Source organism: Bradyrhizobium sp. STM 3561 (assembly GCF_045571455.1).
Taxonomy (GTDB): domain Bacteria; phylum Pseudomonadota; class Alphaproteobacteria; order Rhizobiales; family Xanthobacteraceae; genus Bradyrhizobium; species Bradyrhizobium vignae.
In genome coordinates, this window is sequence record NZ_CP120695.1 from 4064475 (window position 1) to 4082178 (window position 17704).

Below are 17704 nucleotides of genomic sequence, written 5' to 3' on the forward strand. Positions count from 1 at the left end.
TCGGACCTGTCGGTGCCGGGATCATCCCGTCACACAGGAGGGCGCGTTTCCTCAAACCATGCAACCGAAGAGGACGCGATGACTAAGCGCAGTGAGGCGAAGTACAAGATCGATCGCCGTATGGGCCAGAACATCTGGGGCCGCCCGAAGAGCCCCGTGAACCGCCGCGAGTACGGCCCCGGCCAGCACGGTCAGCGTCGCAAGGGCAAGCTCTCCGACTTCGGTGTGCAGCTCCGCGCCAAGCAGAAGCTGAAGGGCTATTACGCCAACATCAGCGAGCGCCAGTTCCATGGCATCTATGTCGAGGCGAGCCGCCTCAAGGGCGACACCGGCGAGAACCTGATCGGCCTGCTCGAGCGCCGTCTCGACGCGGTCGTGTACCGCGCCAAGTTCGTCTCGACGATCTTCGCCGCCCGCCAGTTCATCAACCACGGCCACGTCAAGGTGAACGGCCGCAAGGTCAACATCTCGAGCTATCAGCTCAAGGTCGGCGACGTGGTCGAGGTCAAGGAATCCTCCAAGCAGCTCGCGCATGTGCTCGAAGCCAGCCAGCTTCCCGAGCGCGAAGTCCCCGACTATCTCGAAGTCGACCAGGGCAAGATGACCGCGAAGTACACCCGCATCCCCGGCCTCTCCGACGTGCCGTTCCCGGTGCAGATGGAGCCGCATCTGGTCGTCGAATTCTATTCGCGCTAAGAACTGAATATCGAAAGGCCCCGGTTCGCCGGGGCCTTTTTACTTAAGAGCCACACTTCAGTGGCCGTCATGCTTCAGGAGGCGTCACATGCTCTACACCCCTCCCCCTCTCGATCCCAAGGCGCCGCCGGTGCGCATCAATCTGCTCTCGGACACGCAGACCAAGCCGACGGCGGCGATGCGCGAGGCGATGGCGCGCGCCGAGGTCGGCGACGAGCAGGTCGGCGACGATCCGACCGTGAACGCGCTGTGCGAGCGCGTCGCGGATCTGCTCGGCAAGGAAGCTGCCGTCTACATGCCCTCGGGCACGATGTGCAACGTCACCGCGACGCTGGTGCATTGCCGCCCCGGCGACGAGATCCTCGCGCACGAAACCGCGCACATCATCGCGCGCGAAGGCGGCGCGCATGCTGCGATCGGCGGCTTCCAGGTCACCCAGCTCAAGGGCCCCGATGGCCAGTTCACGCCGGAGACTCTTCGCAAGGCGCTGCACCCGCGCACGCGTTACCAGCCGCCACAGACCGTCGTCAGCGTCGAGCAGACCGCCAATATCGGCGGCGGCACGATCTGGAAGAAGGCGGTGCTCGACGAGATCGTCGCGATCGCGAAGCAGCACGGCCTCGTCACTCACATGGACGGCGCGCGCCTGCTCAATGCGACCGTGGCGAGCGGCATCTCCCCGCGCGACATGACCGCGGGATGGGATTCGGCCTGGATCGATTTCTCGAAGGGCCTGGGTGCGCCGATCGGCGGCGTGCTCGCGGGCTCGCGCGCCTTCATCGACGCGGTGTGGCAATGGAAGCAGCGCCTCGGCGGCTCGATGCGGCAGGCCGGTGTCTGCGCGGCAGCCTGCATCTACGCGCTTGATCATCACGTCGAACGCCTGGCCGACGACCACGCCAATGCACGCGCGCTCGCCCGCGGACTATCGCAGATCGCAGGAATCGAGGTGCAGGAGCCCGAGACCAATCTCGTCTTCTTCAAACCGGACGGCGCCGGCATTCCCGGCGACAAAATGGTCTCAGCCCTGCGCCAGCGCGGCGTCACGCTGGCGATGATGGACGGCCGCATTCGCGCGTGCACCCATCTGGATGTCGATGCGAGCCAGATCGAAGAGACGATCGGATACGTGCGAGAAATCGTGCGGGGAGCGGAGGTTCCGTAGCCGAGGTGAGCTCCCGTCGCCCGGAGGAGCGCAACGTAATCCGGGACAGTCTTTCATCGGTGAGAACCCCGGATTGCGCTGCCGCTCCATCCGGGCTTCCGGAGGCGACCGCTTCACCGTCCCATCGCCTGATAAATCAGCGTCTTTAGGTCGAGTTGAATTCGGCCACGCTGCGAGGGCGTCTGCACCATGAAGATCCCGAACAGATCGTCTTCGGGATCGATGAAGAAGAACGTGCCCCCGACGCCGTCCCAGCGGTATTCGCCCAGTGGCCATGACGTCCCGACGGCACAGAGGTGCGCACCGCGAAGCCAAGGCCGAAGCCGGAACTGCCGCCCGGATAATAGTTCTGGTCGCGTGCGATTCCAGTCTCCGGGCCGATATGGTCCGACGCCATCAGCGCAACCGTCTCGGCTTTGAGATAGCGCCTGCCGTCAAAGGTGCCGCCATTCAGCAGCATCTGCGCGAAGCGGGCGTAGTCGCCCACCGTGCCGACCATGCCGGCTCCGCCTGATTCCCATTTCACCGGTTTCCTGATGTCGCGGATTTCGGTCGTCGGGCTGATCCTGCGATCCTCCGGCATCGGTTCGGCGATACGTGCAAACTTGGCGGGATCGGCAACGTAGAACGCAGTCTCGCTCATGCCGAGCGGGTCGAGCAGCCGCTCCTTCTCGAACTGGAGCAGCGCCTTGCCCGAGATCACCTCGACGACGCGGCCGAGCACATCGGTGGCAAAGCCGTAATCCCACACCGTGCCTGGCTGCTCGGCGAGCGGCAGCGTGGCGATCTTCGCGACGAAGTCGGCGTTGGAAAGATCGCTGTTGAAGAGGTCGGCCGCAGCAAACAGCTCGCGCACCGGCCCACCGCCGTAAAAGCCGTAAGGCAGCCCCGCGGTGTGGCGCAAAAGGTCCTTGATCGTGACTGGGCGTTCCTGCGGCGCGAGCGTCAGCGAAACCTTGCCGTCCCCTGCTTTCGTCTCGATGCCCACCTTCATGCCGGCAAAGGCCGGAATGTATTTGGACACGGGATCGTCGAGCGAAAGCCTAGCCTCTTCGACCAGCATCATCGCCACGACTGATGTGATCGGCTTCGACATCGAATAGAGACGGAAGATCGTATCCGCGCCCATCGATATCTCGGTGGCCACGTCGCGAACGCCGAAATTCTCGTAATAGATCGGCTTGCCGCGTTGCTGGAGCAGCAGGATGGCACCGGGGATCTTGCCGGTCGCGACCTCGCTCCGGATGTAGTCGGAAACCTTCGCCAATCCTTCCGTGGAGAGTGTGCGGACTGCGCGTCGCTCGGAGTCGGCCTGCGCACCGACGACCCCGACGAGAACAACGAGCGCCGCGATGAACCCGCGGCGCGCGCGCATGTCATTTCTCCATGGCTTCATAAACCAACTGCTTCAATGTTCGCTGCACGCGCTGGCGCTCGGTCGGGGTCTGCTCCAGCAGCACGAAGAACATGTCCTGTTTGGGGTCGATCACGAAATAGCAGCCGGAGGCGCCATCCCATTTCAGCTCGCCGAGATCGCCGGGCGGCGGCGGCTTGGCGTTGCCGGGATCGGTGCGCACCGCGAGCCCGAGGCCGAACCCAAAACCGTCGCCGGGGAAGTAGAAATAATCACGATCGACGCCGGAGCCGGGGCCGACTTGATCGGTCACCATCAGCTTGAACGTCTCGGGCTTGAGAATGGTCTTGCCCTCGAGAGTGCCGCCATTGAGCAGCATCTGCGCAAAGCGCCGATAGTCCGCCATGGTCGTCACCATGCCGCCGCTGGCGAACTGGATTTTCTTGCTCACCGTCGGGTCGTTGATCCGGCCGACGCGGAAATCGGCGTCGTTCGGCAACGGCTGCGCCAGAAGCTTCTGCTTCTCGGGGTCCGTGACGAAAAAGCCGGTATCGACCATGCCGAGAGGATCGAGCAGCTTCTCGCGCATGATGTCGATCAGCGGCTTGCCGGCGGCGACCTCCATCACACGTGCCAGCACATCGGTGGAGTGGCCGTATTGCCAGAGCGCGCCCGGCTGGTTGTGCAGCGGCAGCTTGGCGATGCGTTCGGCGAACTCGGCCAGATCGAAATCGCCGGCATAGATGTTGGCCTCGCGATAGGCGTTGCGGACCAGGCTGTCGCCGTAGAAGCCGTAGGTGATGCCGGAGGTGTGCGTCATCAGATCGTGCACGGTCATCGCCCGCTTCGGCGGCACCAGCTCGAGCGACTTGGTGCCGTCCTCGGCCTTCTTCTCGACGCCGACCTTCACATTGGCGAAGGACGGAATGTATTTCGAGACAGGATCGTCCAGCTTGATCTTGCCGTCCTCGACCAATTGCATCGCGACCACCGCGGTGATTGCCTTGGTCATCGAGAACAGGCGGAAGATCGTCTTGTCCGTGATCGGGGCCTTGCTGACCACGTCCTGTACGCCGAAGACTTCGTGGTAGACCGGCTTGCCATGCTGCTGGATCAGCACGTTTGCACCGGCGATCTTGCCGGTCGCGACCTCGTTCTTGAAGAACTCGCTGATCCTGCCGAGCTTCTCCTGATTGAAATGCGCGCCGGCCGGAATCTCGTAGGTGCCCTCCGCCCGCGCCATCGAGATCGCGCCAAGCGACACCAGCGCGCCGCAGGCTAGCGCGCGCAGTCCAGATCGTGAAATCATACGCCCTCCCCGGAACATGGTCCGGCGGAGTGTACCGGCCAGCTCAACCGGCACAAGGTCCGCTGTGTCGCGCAAGCGCATCAGCATGGAGCTTGGCGCTCGGTTCGGAGAAGCAGCAGAACACCACGCAAGCGACGGTTGGCGCTAAAGCGAGCCCTTCGATCGTCGTGCGCACGGCGATATCGGCCGCCCGGGCGGCAGGGAAGCGATAAATGCCGGTCGAGATCGCGGGGAAGGCCACCGAGGTCAGCTTGTGCTTGCCGCACAGCTCCATCGACCGACGATAGCAAGAGGCAAGCAGGTCGTCCTCGCCCTGGGTGCCTCCGTTCCAGACCGGCCCGACGGTGTGGATCACATGGGCGGCCTTGAGTCGGTACCCCTTGGTGATCTTGGCGTCGCCGGTCTTGCAGCCGTGGAGCATGCGGCATTCAGCAAGAAGCTCGGGCCCGGCCGCCCGATGGATCGCACCATCGACGGCGCCCCCGCCGAGGAGTGACCTGTTTGCGGCGTTGACGATGGCGTCAACGCCGAGTGTCGTGATGTCAGCAACGATAACCTCAAGCTCGGCGCTGCCAATCCGGCGCGTCGGCAGGGTCACGTGTCAGGCCGCGACGACGACGCCCTTTTCGGAGAAGAGCTGCTGCAACTCGCCGGCCTGGAACATCTCGCGGACGATGTCGCAACCGCCGATGAATTCGCCCTTCACGTAGAGCTGCGGGATGGTCGGCCAGTTCGAGTATTCCTTGATACCGTTGCGCAACTCGGCGGATTCCAGGACGTTGAGGCCCTTATAGCCGACACCGATATGGTCGAGGATCTGGACGACCTGGCCGGAGAAACCGCACTGCGGAAATTGCGGCGTACCCTTCATGAAAAGAACCACGTCGTTCGACTTCACTTCATTGTCGATGAATTCCGCGATGCTCATATCCGTGTCCTTCTGGGGCAGAGCCCTCACCAATTGCTTCGGGCCGGCTCAGCCGTTTTAACCCGATACCTGCCTATATATGTAGCCCAAACCGTTGTGCATCCAAAGTAAAATGGCGGCGACGGGCCCCTGGCGGCGGTGCAGCGCCCAACAGGTCCATAGGCTGATGACATCAATATCATCGCCGGAGAGGACTTTCATACCGTAACGGAGCCCCTATTTAGGACGAACCTTGGTTTTGGAACCGGGCAACGCCAACGACGTTCTCTTGTCCTGTCTGGAGAAAAACGTGACGAAACCAGCCTCCGCTACGGCCGCACCCTCGCTTTCGTCACGGTCCTCGGGCAACCTCGCCCAGCGGCTTGGGGACGCCTTTCTCGCCGTCCGCAATGAGACCGAACGGCGGGCAGCGCCGCTGTCGCCGGAGGACCAGCAGATCCAGTCCATGCCCGATGCCAGCCCCACCAAATGGCACCGGGCCCATACCACCTGGTTCTGGGAGCAATTCCTGCTCGGCGAGCACGCCGTGGGCTACCGGCCCTTCCACCCCGATTTCGCGTTCCTGTTCAATTCCTATTACGTCAGCGCCGGCCCGCGACATGCCCGCAATCATCGCGGCGACATCACCCGTCCCAGCGCGGACGAGGTCGGCGCCTACCGCAGATATGTCGATGCTGCCGTCGTCAAATTCTTCCGCGAAGCGAGCGCGGACAAGCTCCGAGCCTTGGCGCCTCTGGTCGAGGTCGGACTCAACCACGAGCAGCAGCATCAAGAATTGATGTTCACCGACATCCTGCATGCCTTTGCGCAGAACCCGATCTACCCGTCCTATGACCCGGACTGGCGCTTCCCGGCCGCAACGCGCAGCGGCGATGACTGGCTGACGCTCAACGAAGGCATACACACCGTCGGCCATGTCGATGACGGCTTCCATTTCGACAATGAGAAGCCGGCGCACCGCGCCCTCGTCGGTCCGGTCAAGATCGCCCGCAATCTGGTCACCAATGCGGAGTGGCTCGACTTCATGCAGGATGGCGGCTACCGGACCGCAACCCTCTGGCTGATGGACGGCTTTGCCGCGGCCAGCAAGGAAGACTGGCAGGCCCCGGGCTACTGGCGCGAAGTCGATGGTGCATGGCAGGTGATGACGCTCGCGGGCCTCAAGCCGGTCGATCCCGACGCGCCGGTCTGCCATGTCAGCTACTATGAGGCCGACGCGTTCGCGCGCTGGTCCGGCAAACACCTGCCGACCGAGATGGAATGGGAGGTCGCGGCCCGCGCTGGCCAGCTCAACGACGCCTTCGGCATCGTCTGGCAATGGACCCGCAGTTCTTACTCACCCTACCCCGGCTACCGCGCCGTCGAAGGCGCGCTCGGCGAGTACAACGGCAAGTTCATGGTCAACCAGCTGGTGCTGCGCGGCTCCTCGCTTGCAACTCCGCAAGGCCACAGCCGTATCACCTATCGTAATTTCTTCTATCCGCACCACCGCTGGCAGTTCAGCGGAGTGCGGCTCGCCTATTACGACTAGTTCTCATCCGACGACAAATGCGCGCCGGACAGCGCGTTCAGGAGAGCATCATGAATGTGCACGCCAGCGCTCTGGCCGAGGCCCATCTCCCCGACGAGCAGACCACTGCCTTTGCCCGCGAGGCCATCGAGGACCTCTCGCGCCAGCCGAAAAAACTGTCGCCGAAATATTTCTACGACGCGACGGGATCGGAATTGTTCGAGGCGATCACGCACCTGCCGGAATATTACCCGACGCGCACCGAGCTATCGATCCTGAAGGAGCGCGGCAGCGAGATCGCAAAAATCATTCCGGAGCACGCGGCACTGGTCGAGTTCGGCGCGGGTGCAACAACAAAGGTCCGCCTGCTGCTGGGTCAGTGCAAATTCGCAGCCTACGTGCCCGTCGACATCTCGGGCGACTTCCTGGCGGCGCAGGCGAACGGGCTGAAGCGGGATTTTCCCTCACTCGGCATCTATCCGGTGGCCGCCGACTTCACCGCGCCATTTGAGTTGCCCAAGCAGGTCGCGTCCATGCTGAAGGTCGGCTTCTTCCCGGGCTCCACCATCGGCAATTTCGAGCCGCAGGAAGCGCAGGCCTTCCTGAAGAGCGCCCGCGAGATCCTCGGCCCGGGCGCGCAGATGATCATCGGCGCCGATCTCGAGAAGAACGAGCGCGTGCTGCACGACGCCTACAACGATTCCGCCGGCGTCACCGCGCGCTTCAACCTCAATGTGCTGGTGCGCATCAACCGTGAGCTCGGCGGCAATTTCGATCTCTCCGCCTTCACTCATCGCGCGATCTACAATCGCGAGCGGCACCGCATCGAGATGCACCTGATCAGCAGGAAGAGCCAGACCGTGCGCCTGCTCGGCACCAGCTTCTCGTTCCGCCCCGGCGAGAGCATCCACACCGAGAACAGCTACAAATACAGCCTCGAGCGCTTCGCCGCGCTGGCGCAGGGCGCGGGTTGGCGCGTGCGCGAAAGCTGGACGGATGCAGCCAAAATGTTCTCGGTGCACGCGCTGGAAGTCGCTGAGTGAGCGCTCCGAGACATCCTTCGAGACGCCCGCCCTTGGCGGGCTCCTCAGGATGAGGACGGAGTGCGCGGCAGCAGTATCAAGGAGCACCACGTCCCGTTAGCCTCGCCCTGAGGAGACCGCTCCGCGGTCGTTTCGAAGGACGAGGCGCTTGCTCAGAGGCCGCTCAAGAGTCAATGCTCCTCGGCCCCTTCCGCCACCGACCCCAGTGACACCGACTCCCACACCGCCACGACGATCATGATCACGGTCGTTGCGACCGACAGCCAGAGCGGCGACAGATCGGCGGCGAACCACCACAGCGCCAGCAGCAGGATGATGCCGATGCCGTGCGAGAGCTGCAGGAAGCCGCGGATCGTGTGCTTGAACAGGATGGTGCCGACCAGGAACACCAGCGGGCCGCCGATCGTGCTCACGACCGTGCGGATGTCGGAATGGCCGGTCGGATGCTTCAGCACGAGCTCGTCCGAGACCGCGGTCAGGATGATGCCGGCGACGATCGGCATGTGCAGATAGGTGTAGGCGAGCCGCGCCAGGCGGCCGGATTCGGCTGACTTGGAGATCCGCTCGGAGCCCGCCTCCGCGCCCTTGTGGAAATAGATCCACCACATCGCGATGGCGCCGACCAGCGCCGCGACGAAAGCGAGAATATTGCCCGCGGTCCACTCCAGTTCAGCGAAGGTCGCGCCGTTGACGACGATGGCTTCACCGAGCGCGATGATGACGAACAGCGCGCAGCGCTCGGCCATGTGGCCGCCTTCGACGGCCCACGCCTCGACCGAGGAGAATCCAAGTTTCGGGACCCAGAAGCGTGCCGCCGGCGAGATGTATTCCCAGGTCACCGCCGCGATCCACAGCCATAGACGCGTGTCGCCCTCGGACAGACCGCCTGCGATCCACAGCACCGCGGAGATCGACAGCCAGGTCAGGATGCGGATCGCGTTGTGCCGCACGGCCGTTCGATGCCGCGGCGTTGCGAACAGCCAGAACGCGGTACGTCCGACCTGCATGGTCGCATAGGCAATGGCAAACCACAGGCCGCGCCCCTCGAAGGCGGTCGGAATCGTCGTCGACAGCACGAGACCACCCAGCATCATCGCAAAGAGCAGGAGGCGGACCGGCGTCAGCTCGGGATTGAGCCAGTTGGTGACCCAGGCGGTGTAGACCCACACCCACCACACCGCGAGAAAGAGCACCACGACATGCACCGCGCCGAGCGGCGTGAAATGGTGCAGCAACGTGTGCGAGATTTGCGTGACGGCAAAGACGAAGACGAGGTCGAAGAACAGCTCGACAAAGGTGACGCGGCTGTGCTGGTTCGGCACGATGACGCGAAACATCGCGCCGCGCGGGTTGTCCGCAGCCATCATCGTCCCCGTGGCGCGATCAGGTCAGCTGCCGGGTACACCGGTTTGCAGCGCCAGCGCGTGCAGGACGCCGCCCATCTGGCCGCGCAGGGACTGGTAGACGATCTGGTGCTGCTGGACGCGCGACTTGCCGCGGAAGGATTCCGAGATTACGGTCGCGGCATAGTGATCGCCGTCGCCGGCGAGGTCACGGATGGTCACCTCGGCATCGGGGATCGCTGCCTTGATCATCGCCTCGATATCGTGGGCGTCCATGGGCATTCGGGTCTTGCTCCTTCTGGTCTAAGCGTTCGAATCACGGCCAGTGGTCCCCTCGCCGGCAGGCTCAAACTTAGCGTGAACGGCCTTCTAGGTCACGTCTTCCGACACTATATCCGTGATCCCACCAGGAGAAAGGCACGACAAAGTGCCGTGCGCGGCAGATTGATCGAAAAGGCGTGAAATCATGAAGCTTCCAGGGCCCGACCACCCCATCACCATCACCCCAAATCCCCGGCGCGTCCGCGTCACGGCGGGCGACATCGTGATCGCCGAGACCAGCAAGGCGCTGACCCTAAAGGAGGCCAAATATCCGGCGGTGCAATATGTGCCGCGAGAGGACACCAACATGGCCCTGCTGGAGCGTACCGACCGCATCACCCACTGCCCGTACAAGGGCGACGCGAACTATTACAGCGTCAAGGCCGACGGCAAGACGCTGGACAACGCGATCTGGACCTACGAGACGCCCTTTCCCGCGATGACCGAGATTTCCGGCCATCTCGCCTTCTATCCGGACAAGGTGAAGATCGAGGAAGTGGGGTAGTTCTGGTGATGGTCATTCCGGGGCGGTCCGCAGGACCGAACCCGGAACTCGAGATTCCGGGTTCGATGCTTCGCTGACGACGGCGCTACGCCCTGAAGATCGTGAGCCCCAGGATCAGCAACACCAGGAAGATCACGACAAAGACGTAGAACAGGAAGCGGGCGATGTCGGCGGAGGCGGCCGAGATGCCGGTGAAGCCGAGCACGCCGGCCACGATCGAGACAAGTAGGAAGATCAGCGCCCATTTCAGGATGGTCATCACCAGCTCCGAACTGCCGCTTTCTTGCGGCCCTCGCCGTTTTCGGCGGATGCTAACTTCGCTGCGCGGAACTGGTTCCTAGAGGTCGTCGGGGCTGACCTTCCAAATAAACTGTCCTTGCTGAATCGAGTTCCCGGCGGCACAGTCCAGCCGGGATCAGGATCGGGGCGGCCACGATGACGATGTCACATTCAGCGACGATCGGCGCAGAGGTGCATGCCGCGCCGAAGAGCAAGGCGCGCAATTTGGCGATTGATCGCGCCCGCACCTTCCTGACTCTGGTGGTGCTGCTGCATCACGCGGTGATCCCCTATACTTATTTCGGTCATACCGATCCGAAGTATTTCTTCGGCTTCGACATGATCGTGCTCGCCACCGATAGTTTCTTCATGGCGATGTTCTTCTTCCTGTCGGGACTGTTCGCCTGGTCTGGCATCGCCCGGAAGGGAGCGCGGAGCTATTTGGCAGATCGCCTGCTGCGGCTTGGCTTACCCTTCGCGGTCTGTGCCCTTACGGTCATTCCGCTCGCCTACTACGCGATCTCCCTGCGGCAGCATCCCGAGATCGGCTTTTCGGAATTCTGGTGGAATATGGTCACGAAGGGCCCGTGGCCGAGCGGGCCGATTTGGTTCCTTTGGGTCTTGTTCGCCTTCGACCTGGTTGCCTGCCTGCTGCACCGGCTGTCACCCAATCTGCTCGATCCGATCAATCGCCTTTCGCTACATGGTCGCCGTCGTCCCGCCGTGTTCTTCGCGGTCATGCTAGCCGTCACCGCGGCGTTCTACATTCCCGGGCGGGTTCACTTCGGACCAAGCAGTTGGTTCGAGTTCGGGCCATTCTCGGTCCAGCACGGGCGCGTGATGCTCTACGCGACCTACTTCTTTTTCGGTGCCGGCATCGGCGTTGCGCAAATGGATCGCGGGCTGCTCGCTGTCGACGGCCGCATGGCAAAGGTCAGTTGGGACTGGATGGTACTGGCGATCGTTCCGTATTGCCTGTTGTGGGGGCTGATCTTCATCAAGCGCGAAATACTGGGCAACCCGTCGCCGTTACCGGACTGGTATGAAGCGCTCTATGCCATCTGCTTCACTGTCTTCAGCGTGGCCATCATGTTTCTGATCCTGGCCTTTTTCCAGAGGTTCAAGCAATCAGGCTCAGCCAGGCTGCTCGATCCAATGCAGGGCGACGCGTTCGGCATGTTCCTGGTGCACTATCCGATTGCACTGTGGCTGCAATACTGGCTGTTCGACTATGACCTGCCGGCGATCGTCAAGGCCACGATCGGGTTTGTACTGACTGTCGCGGCGAGCTGGGCGCTGACGCGAGCGTTGCGGCAGATCCCGGGCGCGTCGCAGGTGTTGTGAGGCCAGGCCTCTCCACTCGTCATTGCGAGGAGCCCTTGCGACGAAGCAATCCAGACTGCCGCCGAGGAGACAGCCTGGATTGCTCACATGGGGATTTGGTGTGTCAAGGCGGTTTGTTCAGCTCTTTGTTCGATTGCAGGCCAGCTCTTCGTCCCGACCGTGGAGCACGTAGGATGGCGCGCGCAGATCGAGTCAAGGTCGGCCCGTAGGGCCGTCGCGAAGCGACTTGGCCTTGACTCGAGCGAGCACGCCATCAGGCTTTGGCAGTCGGGGCAGCGGGCGGATAACTCCTTTTCGTCAGGCGATCCAAGGGTCGAGCCGGTTTTTGCAATCTGGTTTGCTTGCCAGATCAAACTCACATTCGGTCGCCGCGCGGCGGCGGCTGCACCAACATTCCGCTTGCGGCGGGCAGGCTCGAGAGGACGAGACCATTCTTCGTTACGGCGTTTGAAGCCATGCAATCCATCGGTTCGTCCACCCGGATCGGCCGAGGCTGATCAATCTCGGCGGATTGGCTTTGAGGCTGAGGAGCGTGGTGTCAGGCGGCGGCCTTTATCTCGGCTCCCTCGATCACCACGCCCGCGGTCACGTACTTCCAGAGGGCCACGAGCAGCTTGCGCGCGAGCGCCACGATCGCGCGCTTGCGGCCGCGTTGGCTGTGCACCTTGAACCACTGGGTCAAAGCCGATTGAGGCTGGTGGCGTACCCAGAGCCAGGCGAGCTGGATCATCGTGGTTCTCAGGCGCGGATTGCCAGCCTTCGACACGCCTTGCTCGCGCTCGATGCCGCCACTGCGCCATGGCGTGGCTGCAAGGCCGGCATAGGATGCAATCTGGCGGCGGTTGGCGAACTGCCGGTAAAAGGCCTCCGACCAGAGAACGGCCGTGAAGTTCGGGCCCAGGCTCTTCAGTTCGAGCAGCATTGCCACCGGGTTCGATACGGTCTTCTCCCCCGCCGCCTTGCTCGCGGCCAGCAACGCATCCTGCTCGCGCTCCACCGCCGTGATCTGGTCGAGCAGCAGTTCGAGCCGGTCGAGTTCGCGGCTGATCTGCGCCTTCAGATGCGCCAGCAAGGCGCGCCCGTCGCCCGTCCGCAAGGCCTCCAGCCGCTTCCGCCGGTCTCGCCGCAGCGGCGCGTAGTCGAAGATCCCTTGCGCGAACAGAAGACCCTTGATCCGGTTCACATGCTCGATCCGCTCCGCGATCAAGGTCTCTCGCTCGCGGCACAGCCTACGGCGGTCCTCCTCTGCCGGAGAGGGCGCAACGACCATGGCGCAGACCCGTACCTCGCCGCGCTTGTAGGCCAGCAGCGTCCGCAACAGCGTCTCGCCATCCAGCCGGTCCGTCTTGGCCCGCCGGCGCCGGCGCGGCGTCGCAATCGAGGCCGGATCGACTACGTGGCTCTCGATGCCTTCCTGCTGCAGGGCGCGGTGAAGCCAGAACCCGTCCAGCCCCGCCTCCTGGATCGCGATGATCGGATAGCTCTCACCCGTTCGCGCCTGCGCCTTGCGCTTCAGCTCCGCAAACAGCTTCAACAGTTCCGAAAGGTCGCCGGCCTTCATGCTGCGTTTGGACATCTTCTCGCCCTTGCAGGGCGACAGCGAAGTGACCAGCCATGTCGAACGGCTTAGTTCCAATGACACAAAAATTGCGCCAAACTGCGTGCGGATAGCGGCCAGTCCGTCGGAAGGATGATCGAGCAACATCGTCGTCTCCAGGTTGAATGGATTCAGCAACCCTCAGTCTGGCCTCAGACCTGGTCGCTATCCACTCCCCATGGAATCTTCGCGGAGCCTGTCATCGGGCCGCGCTTCGCGCGGACCCGTTGGCTCGCAATGACGGAGGTCGTGGCAGCGCCTCACGCCGCCTTTCCGCCCATATACTCCGGCAGCCAACGCTCGAACGAGGCCCGCAGCACGTCGATCGCAACAGGCGCCTCGCCTGCGATCGCAATCGCATCGCCGCCGGTGGTGCCGATCCGCACGCACGGCACCTCGCAGCCGCGCATCTTGGCGAGCACGCGGCCGGCTTCCGTTTCCGGAACGGTGACGAGATAGCGCGCCTGGTCCTCGCCGAACCAATAGGCTTGCGGCACCAGCGCACTCGGCGCCGCCAGCAGTTTGGCGCCGATGCCGCTCGCCATCGCCATCTCGGCGAGCGCAATCAGCAGACCGCCGTCGGAGAGGTCGTGCACGGCGGTCGCGGTGCCCGCATGGATCATGCCGCGCACGCAATCGCCGTTGCGTTTTTCGGCGGCGAGATCGACCGGCGGCGGCGCGCCCTCCTCGCGGCCGCAGATGTCGCGCAGGTAAACCGACTGGCCGAGCCAGCCATGGGTCTCACCGACCAGCAGGATCGCCTCGCCTTCGGCCTTGAAGGCGAGCGAAGCAGACTTGGTGAAATCGTCGAGCAGACCAACGCCGCCGATCGAGGGCGTCGGCAGGATCGCGCGGCCATTGGTCTCGTTGTAGAGCGAGACGTTTCCGGACACGACGGGGAAATCGAGCGTGCGGCAGGCTTCCGAGATGCCCTTCAGACAGCCGACGAACTGGCCCATGATCTCGGGCCTTTCAGGATTGCCGAAGTTGAGATTGTCGGTGATCGCGAGCGGCTTGCCGCCGACCGCGGTGATGTTGCGCCAGGCTTCGGCGACGGCCTGCTTGCCGCCCTCGAACGGATCGGCCTCGCAATAGCGCGGCGTGACGTCGACGGTCAGCGCGAGGCCCTTCGGCCCGTCCTGTACGCGCACGACGGCGGCATCGCCGCCGGGGCGCTGCATGGTGTTGCCAAGGATGACGTGGTCGTACTGCTCCCAGACCCAGCGCTTGGAGCACATGTCGGGCGTGCCGATCAGCTTCTCGAGCGCGGCACCAAGCGTCATCGGTGCCGGCACGTCGCGGGCATGCACGATCGGCAGCGCGGCGGAGGGGACATGCGGCCGGTCATAGACCGGAGCCTCGTCGCCGAGCTCCTTGATGGGCAGGTCGGCCATGACGTCGCCGCCATGCTTGACCACGAAGCGCTTGCTCGGCGTGGTGTAGCCGACCACCGCGAAATCGAGGCCCCACTTGGTGAAGATCGCCTCGGCTTCCTTCTCCTTCTCGGGCTTGAGCACCATGAGCATGCGCTCCTGGCTCTCCGAGAGCATCATCTCGTAGGCGCTCATGCCGGTCTCGCGGGTCGGCACCGCATCGAGATCGAGGTCGACGCCGAGATCGCCCTTGGCGCCCATCTCCACCGCCGAGCAGGTCAGGCCCGCTGCGCCCATGTCCTGGATCGCGATGACGCAGCCCTTCTCCATGATCTCGAGACAGGCCTCGAGCAGCAGCTTCTCGGCGAAGGGATCGCCGACCTGCACGGTCGGGCGCTTCTCCTCGGACTTGTCGTCGAACTCGGCCGAGGCCATCGAGGCGCCATGGATGCCGTCGCGCCCCGTCTTGGAGCCGAGATAGACGATCGGCATGTTCACGCCTGAGGCGGCCGCATAGAAAATCTTGTCGGCGTCGGCGAGGCCGACAGCCATGGCATTGACCAGGATGTTGCCGTCGTAGCGGGTGTGAAAGCGCACCTGGCCACCCACGGTCGGCACGCCGAAGGAATTGCCGTAGCCGCCGACGCCCGCCACGACGCCGGAGACGAGATGCCGCGTCTTCGGGTGCTCGGGCGCGCCGAAGCTGAGCGCATTGAGGCAGGCAATGGGGCGCGCGCCCATGGTGAAGACGTCGCGCAGGATGCCGCCGACACCGGTGGTCGCACCCTGATAGGGCTCGATGTAGCTCGGGTGGTTATGGCTCTCCATCTTGAAGACCACGGCCTGACCATCGCCGATGTCGATCACGCCGGCGTTCTCGCCGGGGCCCTGGATCACCCAAGGCGCTTTTGTCGGCAGGCCGCGCAAATGGATGCGCGAGGACTTGTACGAGCAGTGCTCGTTCCACATCGCCGAGAAGATGCCGAGCTCGGTGAAGGTCGGCTCCCGCCCGATCAGCTTCAGGATGCGCTCATACTCGTCGGGCTTGAGCCCGTGGGCGGCAACCAGTTCGGGGGTGATCTTGGGTTCATTCTTCATGGATTCGAGGCTTTCGGCGGCGGTTGGCCGTTCTTAGGAACATCGGGGGCTCACGAAAAGCCCTTTATGACGCATTTTCCCGCTGTCCCACGTTTTGCGCCGGGGGCCCCGCGGGAACGGGAATTGCACGGCGCGAACGGATCGGATTTAAGGGCTAAAGACCCGCAATTGAAGGCCTATTTCCTTGCACGAATTGACCAAAGCGCCCCCGCCCCGCCGCCCCGACCTCCATGTCGCGACAGAGGGGGAATTCAAGGGCTGGCGGACCTGGATTCGCGACAGTTTTGAGTCCCATGTCGGACCCTTCTGGCACCGGATCGAGCCGGACGGCAGCGTCCGCTGCGCCTTCCGGGTCGAGAAGAAGCACCTCAATGGCTCCGGCAACGTCCATGGCGGCTGCTACATGGCCTTTGCGGACTATTCCCTGTTTGCGATCGCCACCCACGTCCTGGATGGACGGGCCGTGACGACCAATTTTGCCTGCGAATTCCTCGACGCGGCCCGGGAGGGTGAGCTGGTCGAATGCACCGGCGAGGTCAGCCGGGCCGGCGGTTCGCTGATTTTTCTGCGTGGCAGGATGATGTCCGGCGACAGGCAGCTGTTCACCTTTTCCGGCACGATCAAGCGGGTGAAGCGGAAGGCGCAACCTCAGCCAAACGCATAGCTCGGCGCCTTCCTTTTTGCCGCCCCCTCGCCCACAGTTGCCTAAGCGCTTTCGCGCCGGGGAGCAGACATAAGGTGCCGCAGAGCACATCCGAGACGGGTCGCATGACGGCGTCCGGATCAGCGCCATTGTCGTCGATCGCCGCCACCGGCGCGCGCAACTGGCGCGACTATGCACTGCTGCTCGCGCTGGCCTGCTGCTGGAGCTCGACCTATCCGCTGGCCAAGCTGGCGTTGGATACGATCCCACCCATCACCTTCATCTCGGCACGCTCGCTGATCGCGGCCGCCTTCCTGTTCGCCACCCTGTGGATGCGCGGGGTCAGGATCCCGACCCACGCGAAGGCCTGGAAGCTGTTCGCGACCCAGCAATTGATCAACTCGACCTTCCCGTTCCTGATCATCACCTGGTCGCAGCAATATGTGCCGGCCTCGAATACGGTGGTGCTGGCCTCGACGACGCCGATCTTCGCCTTCCTGATCACCTCCCTGATCACGCGGCACGAGCCGGCGACGCTGCTGAAGCTCGTTGGCGCGATCCTCGGCCTCGCCGGCACCCTCGCCATTGTCGGCCTCGATGCGCTGCGCGGCTTCGGTAGCGAGATCGTGGCAGAGATCGCAATCCTCCTCGCCACCGTCTCCTTTGCCTGCGCGACCATCTTCGGCCTGAGGCTGTCCGAGTACGACCCGATGGTGGTTGCGGCCGGCTCCCTGCTGTTCGGCGGCCTCGTGCTGCTGCCTCCCTCGCTGATCATCGACCAGCCCTGGACTTTGCATCCGACGCCGACGGCCATCATCGCCACCATTGTCATGGGCATCGTGTCGAGCGCGCTAGGGCTGATGCTGTTCTACGTCTGCCTCGGCCGGCTCGGCACGCTGACCACCAACGCGCAAGGCTATTTGCGCATCCCGATCGGCGTCGGCCTCTCCGTGCTGCTGCTCGGCGAGAGCGTGCCGTCGAACCTGGCGCTGGGGTTGTTGTTGGTCATGGCTGGCGTTGCGGCCATGACGGTGCCGGCGGAGAAGCTTAAGCTGCGGTAGTGGAATGAGATTTGGTTGCATCGATGCGAGCAGATAGCTCGGTTCACCTCTCCCCGCCGGGGAGAGGCGAGGAACCCGCTCCGCTCACCCCGAAATCGGCTTCCCCCGATCGATAGCCATTCGGCTGGGCCTGCG

16 protein-coding genes and 1 pseudogene are annotated in these 17704 nt (G+C 63.7%); 8 read left to right on the top strand and 9 right to left on the bottom strand.

The genetic code is table 11. From position 1 onward, the window contains the following. Window positions 1-78 precede the first annotated feature (78 nt). Both rpsD and P6U28_RS19440 read left to right on the top strand, forming a co-directional pair. Entirely contained in the window at window positions 79-696 is a 618-nt protein-coding gene (rpsD, locus tag P6U28_RS19435; protein WP_407123009.1) for a 30S ribosomal protein S4, read from the top strand. Between the two features lie 88 nt (window positions 697-784). Continuing rightward, complete coding sequence (locus P6U28_RS19440; RefSeq protein WP_407123010.1) at window positions 785-1861, top strand: threonine aldolase family protein; 1077 nt, start codon at window positions 785-787, stop codon at window positions 1859-1861. A 113-nt stretch (window positions 1862-1974) separates the two neighbouring features. Here P6U28_RS19440 and P6U28_RS19445 read toward each other — a convergent pair. From P6U28_RS19445 to grxD, 4 genes and pseudogenes are all read right to left on the bottom strand, one after another. Continuing rightward, window positions 1975-3236, bottom strand: a pseudogene (locus P6U28_RS19445) (serine hydrolase domain-containing protein). Window position 3237: 1 nt separating this feature from the next. Beyond that, window positions 3238-4524 carry a serine hydrolase domain-containing protein gene (locus P6U28_RS19450; RefSeq protein ID WP_407123011.1) on the bottom strand — a complete coding sequence of 429 codons (1287 nt, stop codon included), beginning with the start codon at window positions 4522-4524 and terminating at the stop codon, window positions 3238-3240. 43 nt (window positions 4525-4567) lie between these two features. Continuing rightward, window positions 4568-5122: an O-acetyl-ADP-ribose deacetylase gene (locus P6U28_RS19455; protein WP_407123012.1), complete on the bottom strand. Its 555-nt coding sequence runs from the start codon at window positions 5120-5122 to the stop codon at window positions 4568-4570. 3 nt (window positions 5123-5125) lie between these two features. Then, a complete protein-coding gene (gene grxD, locus P6U28_RS19460; protein ID WP_018647423.1) occupies window positions 5126-5452 on the bottom strand; it encodes a Grx4 family monothiol glutaredoxin in 327 nt (108 codons plus the stop codon). A 238-nt stretch (window positions 5453-5690) separates the two neighbouring features. On the opposite strand from grxD, the gene egtB reads away from it, so the two are divergent. Both egtB and egtD read left to right on the top strand, forming a co-directional pair. Further along, window positions 5691-6983 (top strand): ergothioneine biosynthesis protein EgtB, encoded by a 1293-nt coding sequence (egtB, locus tag P6U28_RS19465; RefSeq protein ID WP_407123084.1) that lies wholly within the window; start codon window positions 5691-5693, stop codon window positions 6981-6983. A 50-nt stretch (window positions 6984-7033) separates the two neighbouring features. Further along, window positions 7034-8005 (top strand): L-histidine N(alpha)-methyltransferase, encoded by a 972-nt coding sequence (gene egtD, locus P6U28_RS19470; protein ID WP_162500214.1) that lies wholly within the window; start codon window positions 7034-7036, stop codon window positions 8003-8005. Between the two features lie 170 nt (window positions 8006-8175). Here egtD and P6U28_RS19475 read toward each other — a convergent pair whose 3' ends face one another. Further along, a complete protein-coding gene (locus P6U28_RS19475; protein ID WP_162500213.1) occupies window positions 8176-9369 on the bottom strand; it encodes a low temperature requirement protein A in 1194 nt (397 codons plus the stop codon). Between the two features lie 24 nt (window positions 9370-9393). Next, complete coding sequence (locus P6U28_RS19480; protein WP_027525381.1) at window positions 9394-9630, bottom strand: BolA family protein; 237 nt, start codon at window positions 9628-9630, stop codon at window positions 9394-9396. A gap of 184 nt (window positions 9631-9814) precedes the next feature. On the opposite strand from P6U28_RS19480, the gene P6U28_RS19485 reads away from it, so the two are divergent. Beyond that, window positions 9815-10174, top strand: a complete 360-nt coding sequence (locus P6U28_RS19485; RefSeq protein ID WP_122402490.1) for a DUF427 domain-containing protein — start codon at window positions 9815-9817, stop codon at window positions 10172-10174. An 85-nt stretch (window positions 10175-10259) separates the two neighbouring features. Here P6U28_RS19485 and P6U28_RS19490 read toward each other — a convergent pair whose 3' ends face one another. Beyond that, a complete protein-coding gene (locus P6U28_RS19490; protein WP_007612121.1) occupies window positions 10260-10433 on the bottom strand; it encodes a DUF1328 domain-containing protein in 174 nt (57 codons plus the stop codon). Window positions 10434-10609: 176 nt separating this feature from the next. Here P6U28_RS19490 and P6U28_RS19495 point away from each other — a divergent pair, with 176 nt between their 5' ends. Next, complete coding sequence (locus P6U28_RS19495) at window positions 10610-11797, top strand: acyltransferase (protein ID WP_122402489.1); 1188 nt, start codon at window positions 10610-10612, stop codon at window positions 11795-11797. Window positions 11798-12335: 538 nt separating this feature from the next. On the opposite strand, the gene P6U28_RS19500 is transcribed toward P6U28_RS19495, so the two are convergent. Beyond that, a complete protein-coding gene (locus tag P6U28_RS19500; protein WP_407119947.1) occupies window positions 12336-13502 on the bottom strand; it encodes an IS110 family transposase in 1167 nt (388 codons plus the stop codon). Between the two features lie 152 nt (window positions 13503-13654). Continuing rightward, entirely contained in the window at window positions 13655-15865 is a 2211-nt protein-coding gene (purL, locus tag P6U28_RS19505) for a phosphoribosylformylglycinamidine synthase subunit PurL (protein ID WP_129145490.1), read from the bottom strand. 184 nt (window positions 15866-16049) lie between these two features. On the opposite strand from purL, the gene P6U28_RS19510 reads away from it, so the two are divergent. Continuing rightward, window positions 16050-16529, top strand: coding sequence for a PaaI family thioesterase (locus P6U28_RS19510; protein WP_162500212.1), 480 nt, complete (start codon window positions 16050-16052; stop codon window positions 16527-16529). A gap of 74 nt (window positions 16530-16603) precedes the next feature. After that, window positions 16604-17569 carry a DMT family transporter gene (locus tag P6U28_RS19515; RefSeq protein ID WP_407123013.1) on the top strand — a complete coding sequence of 322 codons (966 nt, stop codon included), beginning with the start codon at window positions 16604-16606 and terminating at the stop codon, window positions 17567-17569. Window positions 17570-17704 lie beyond the last annotated feature (135 nt).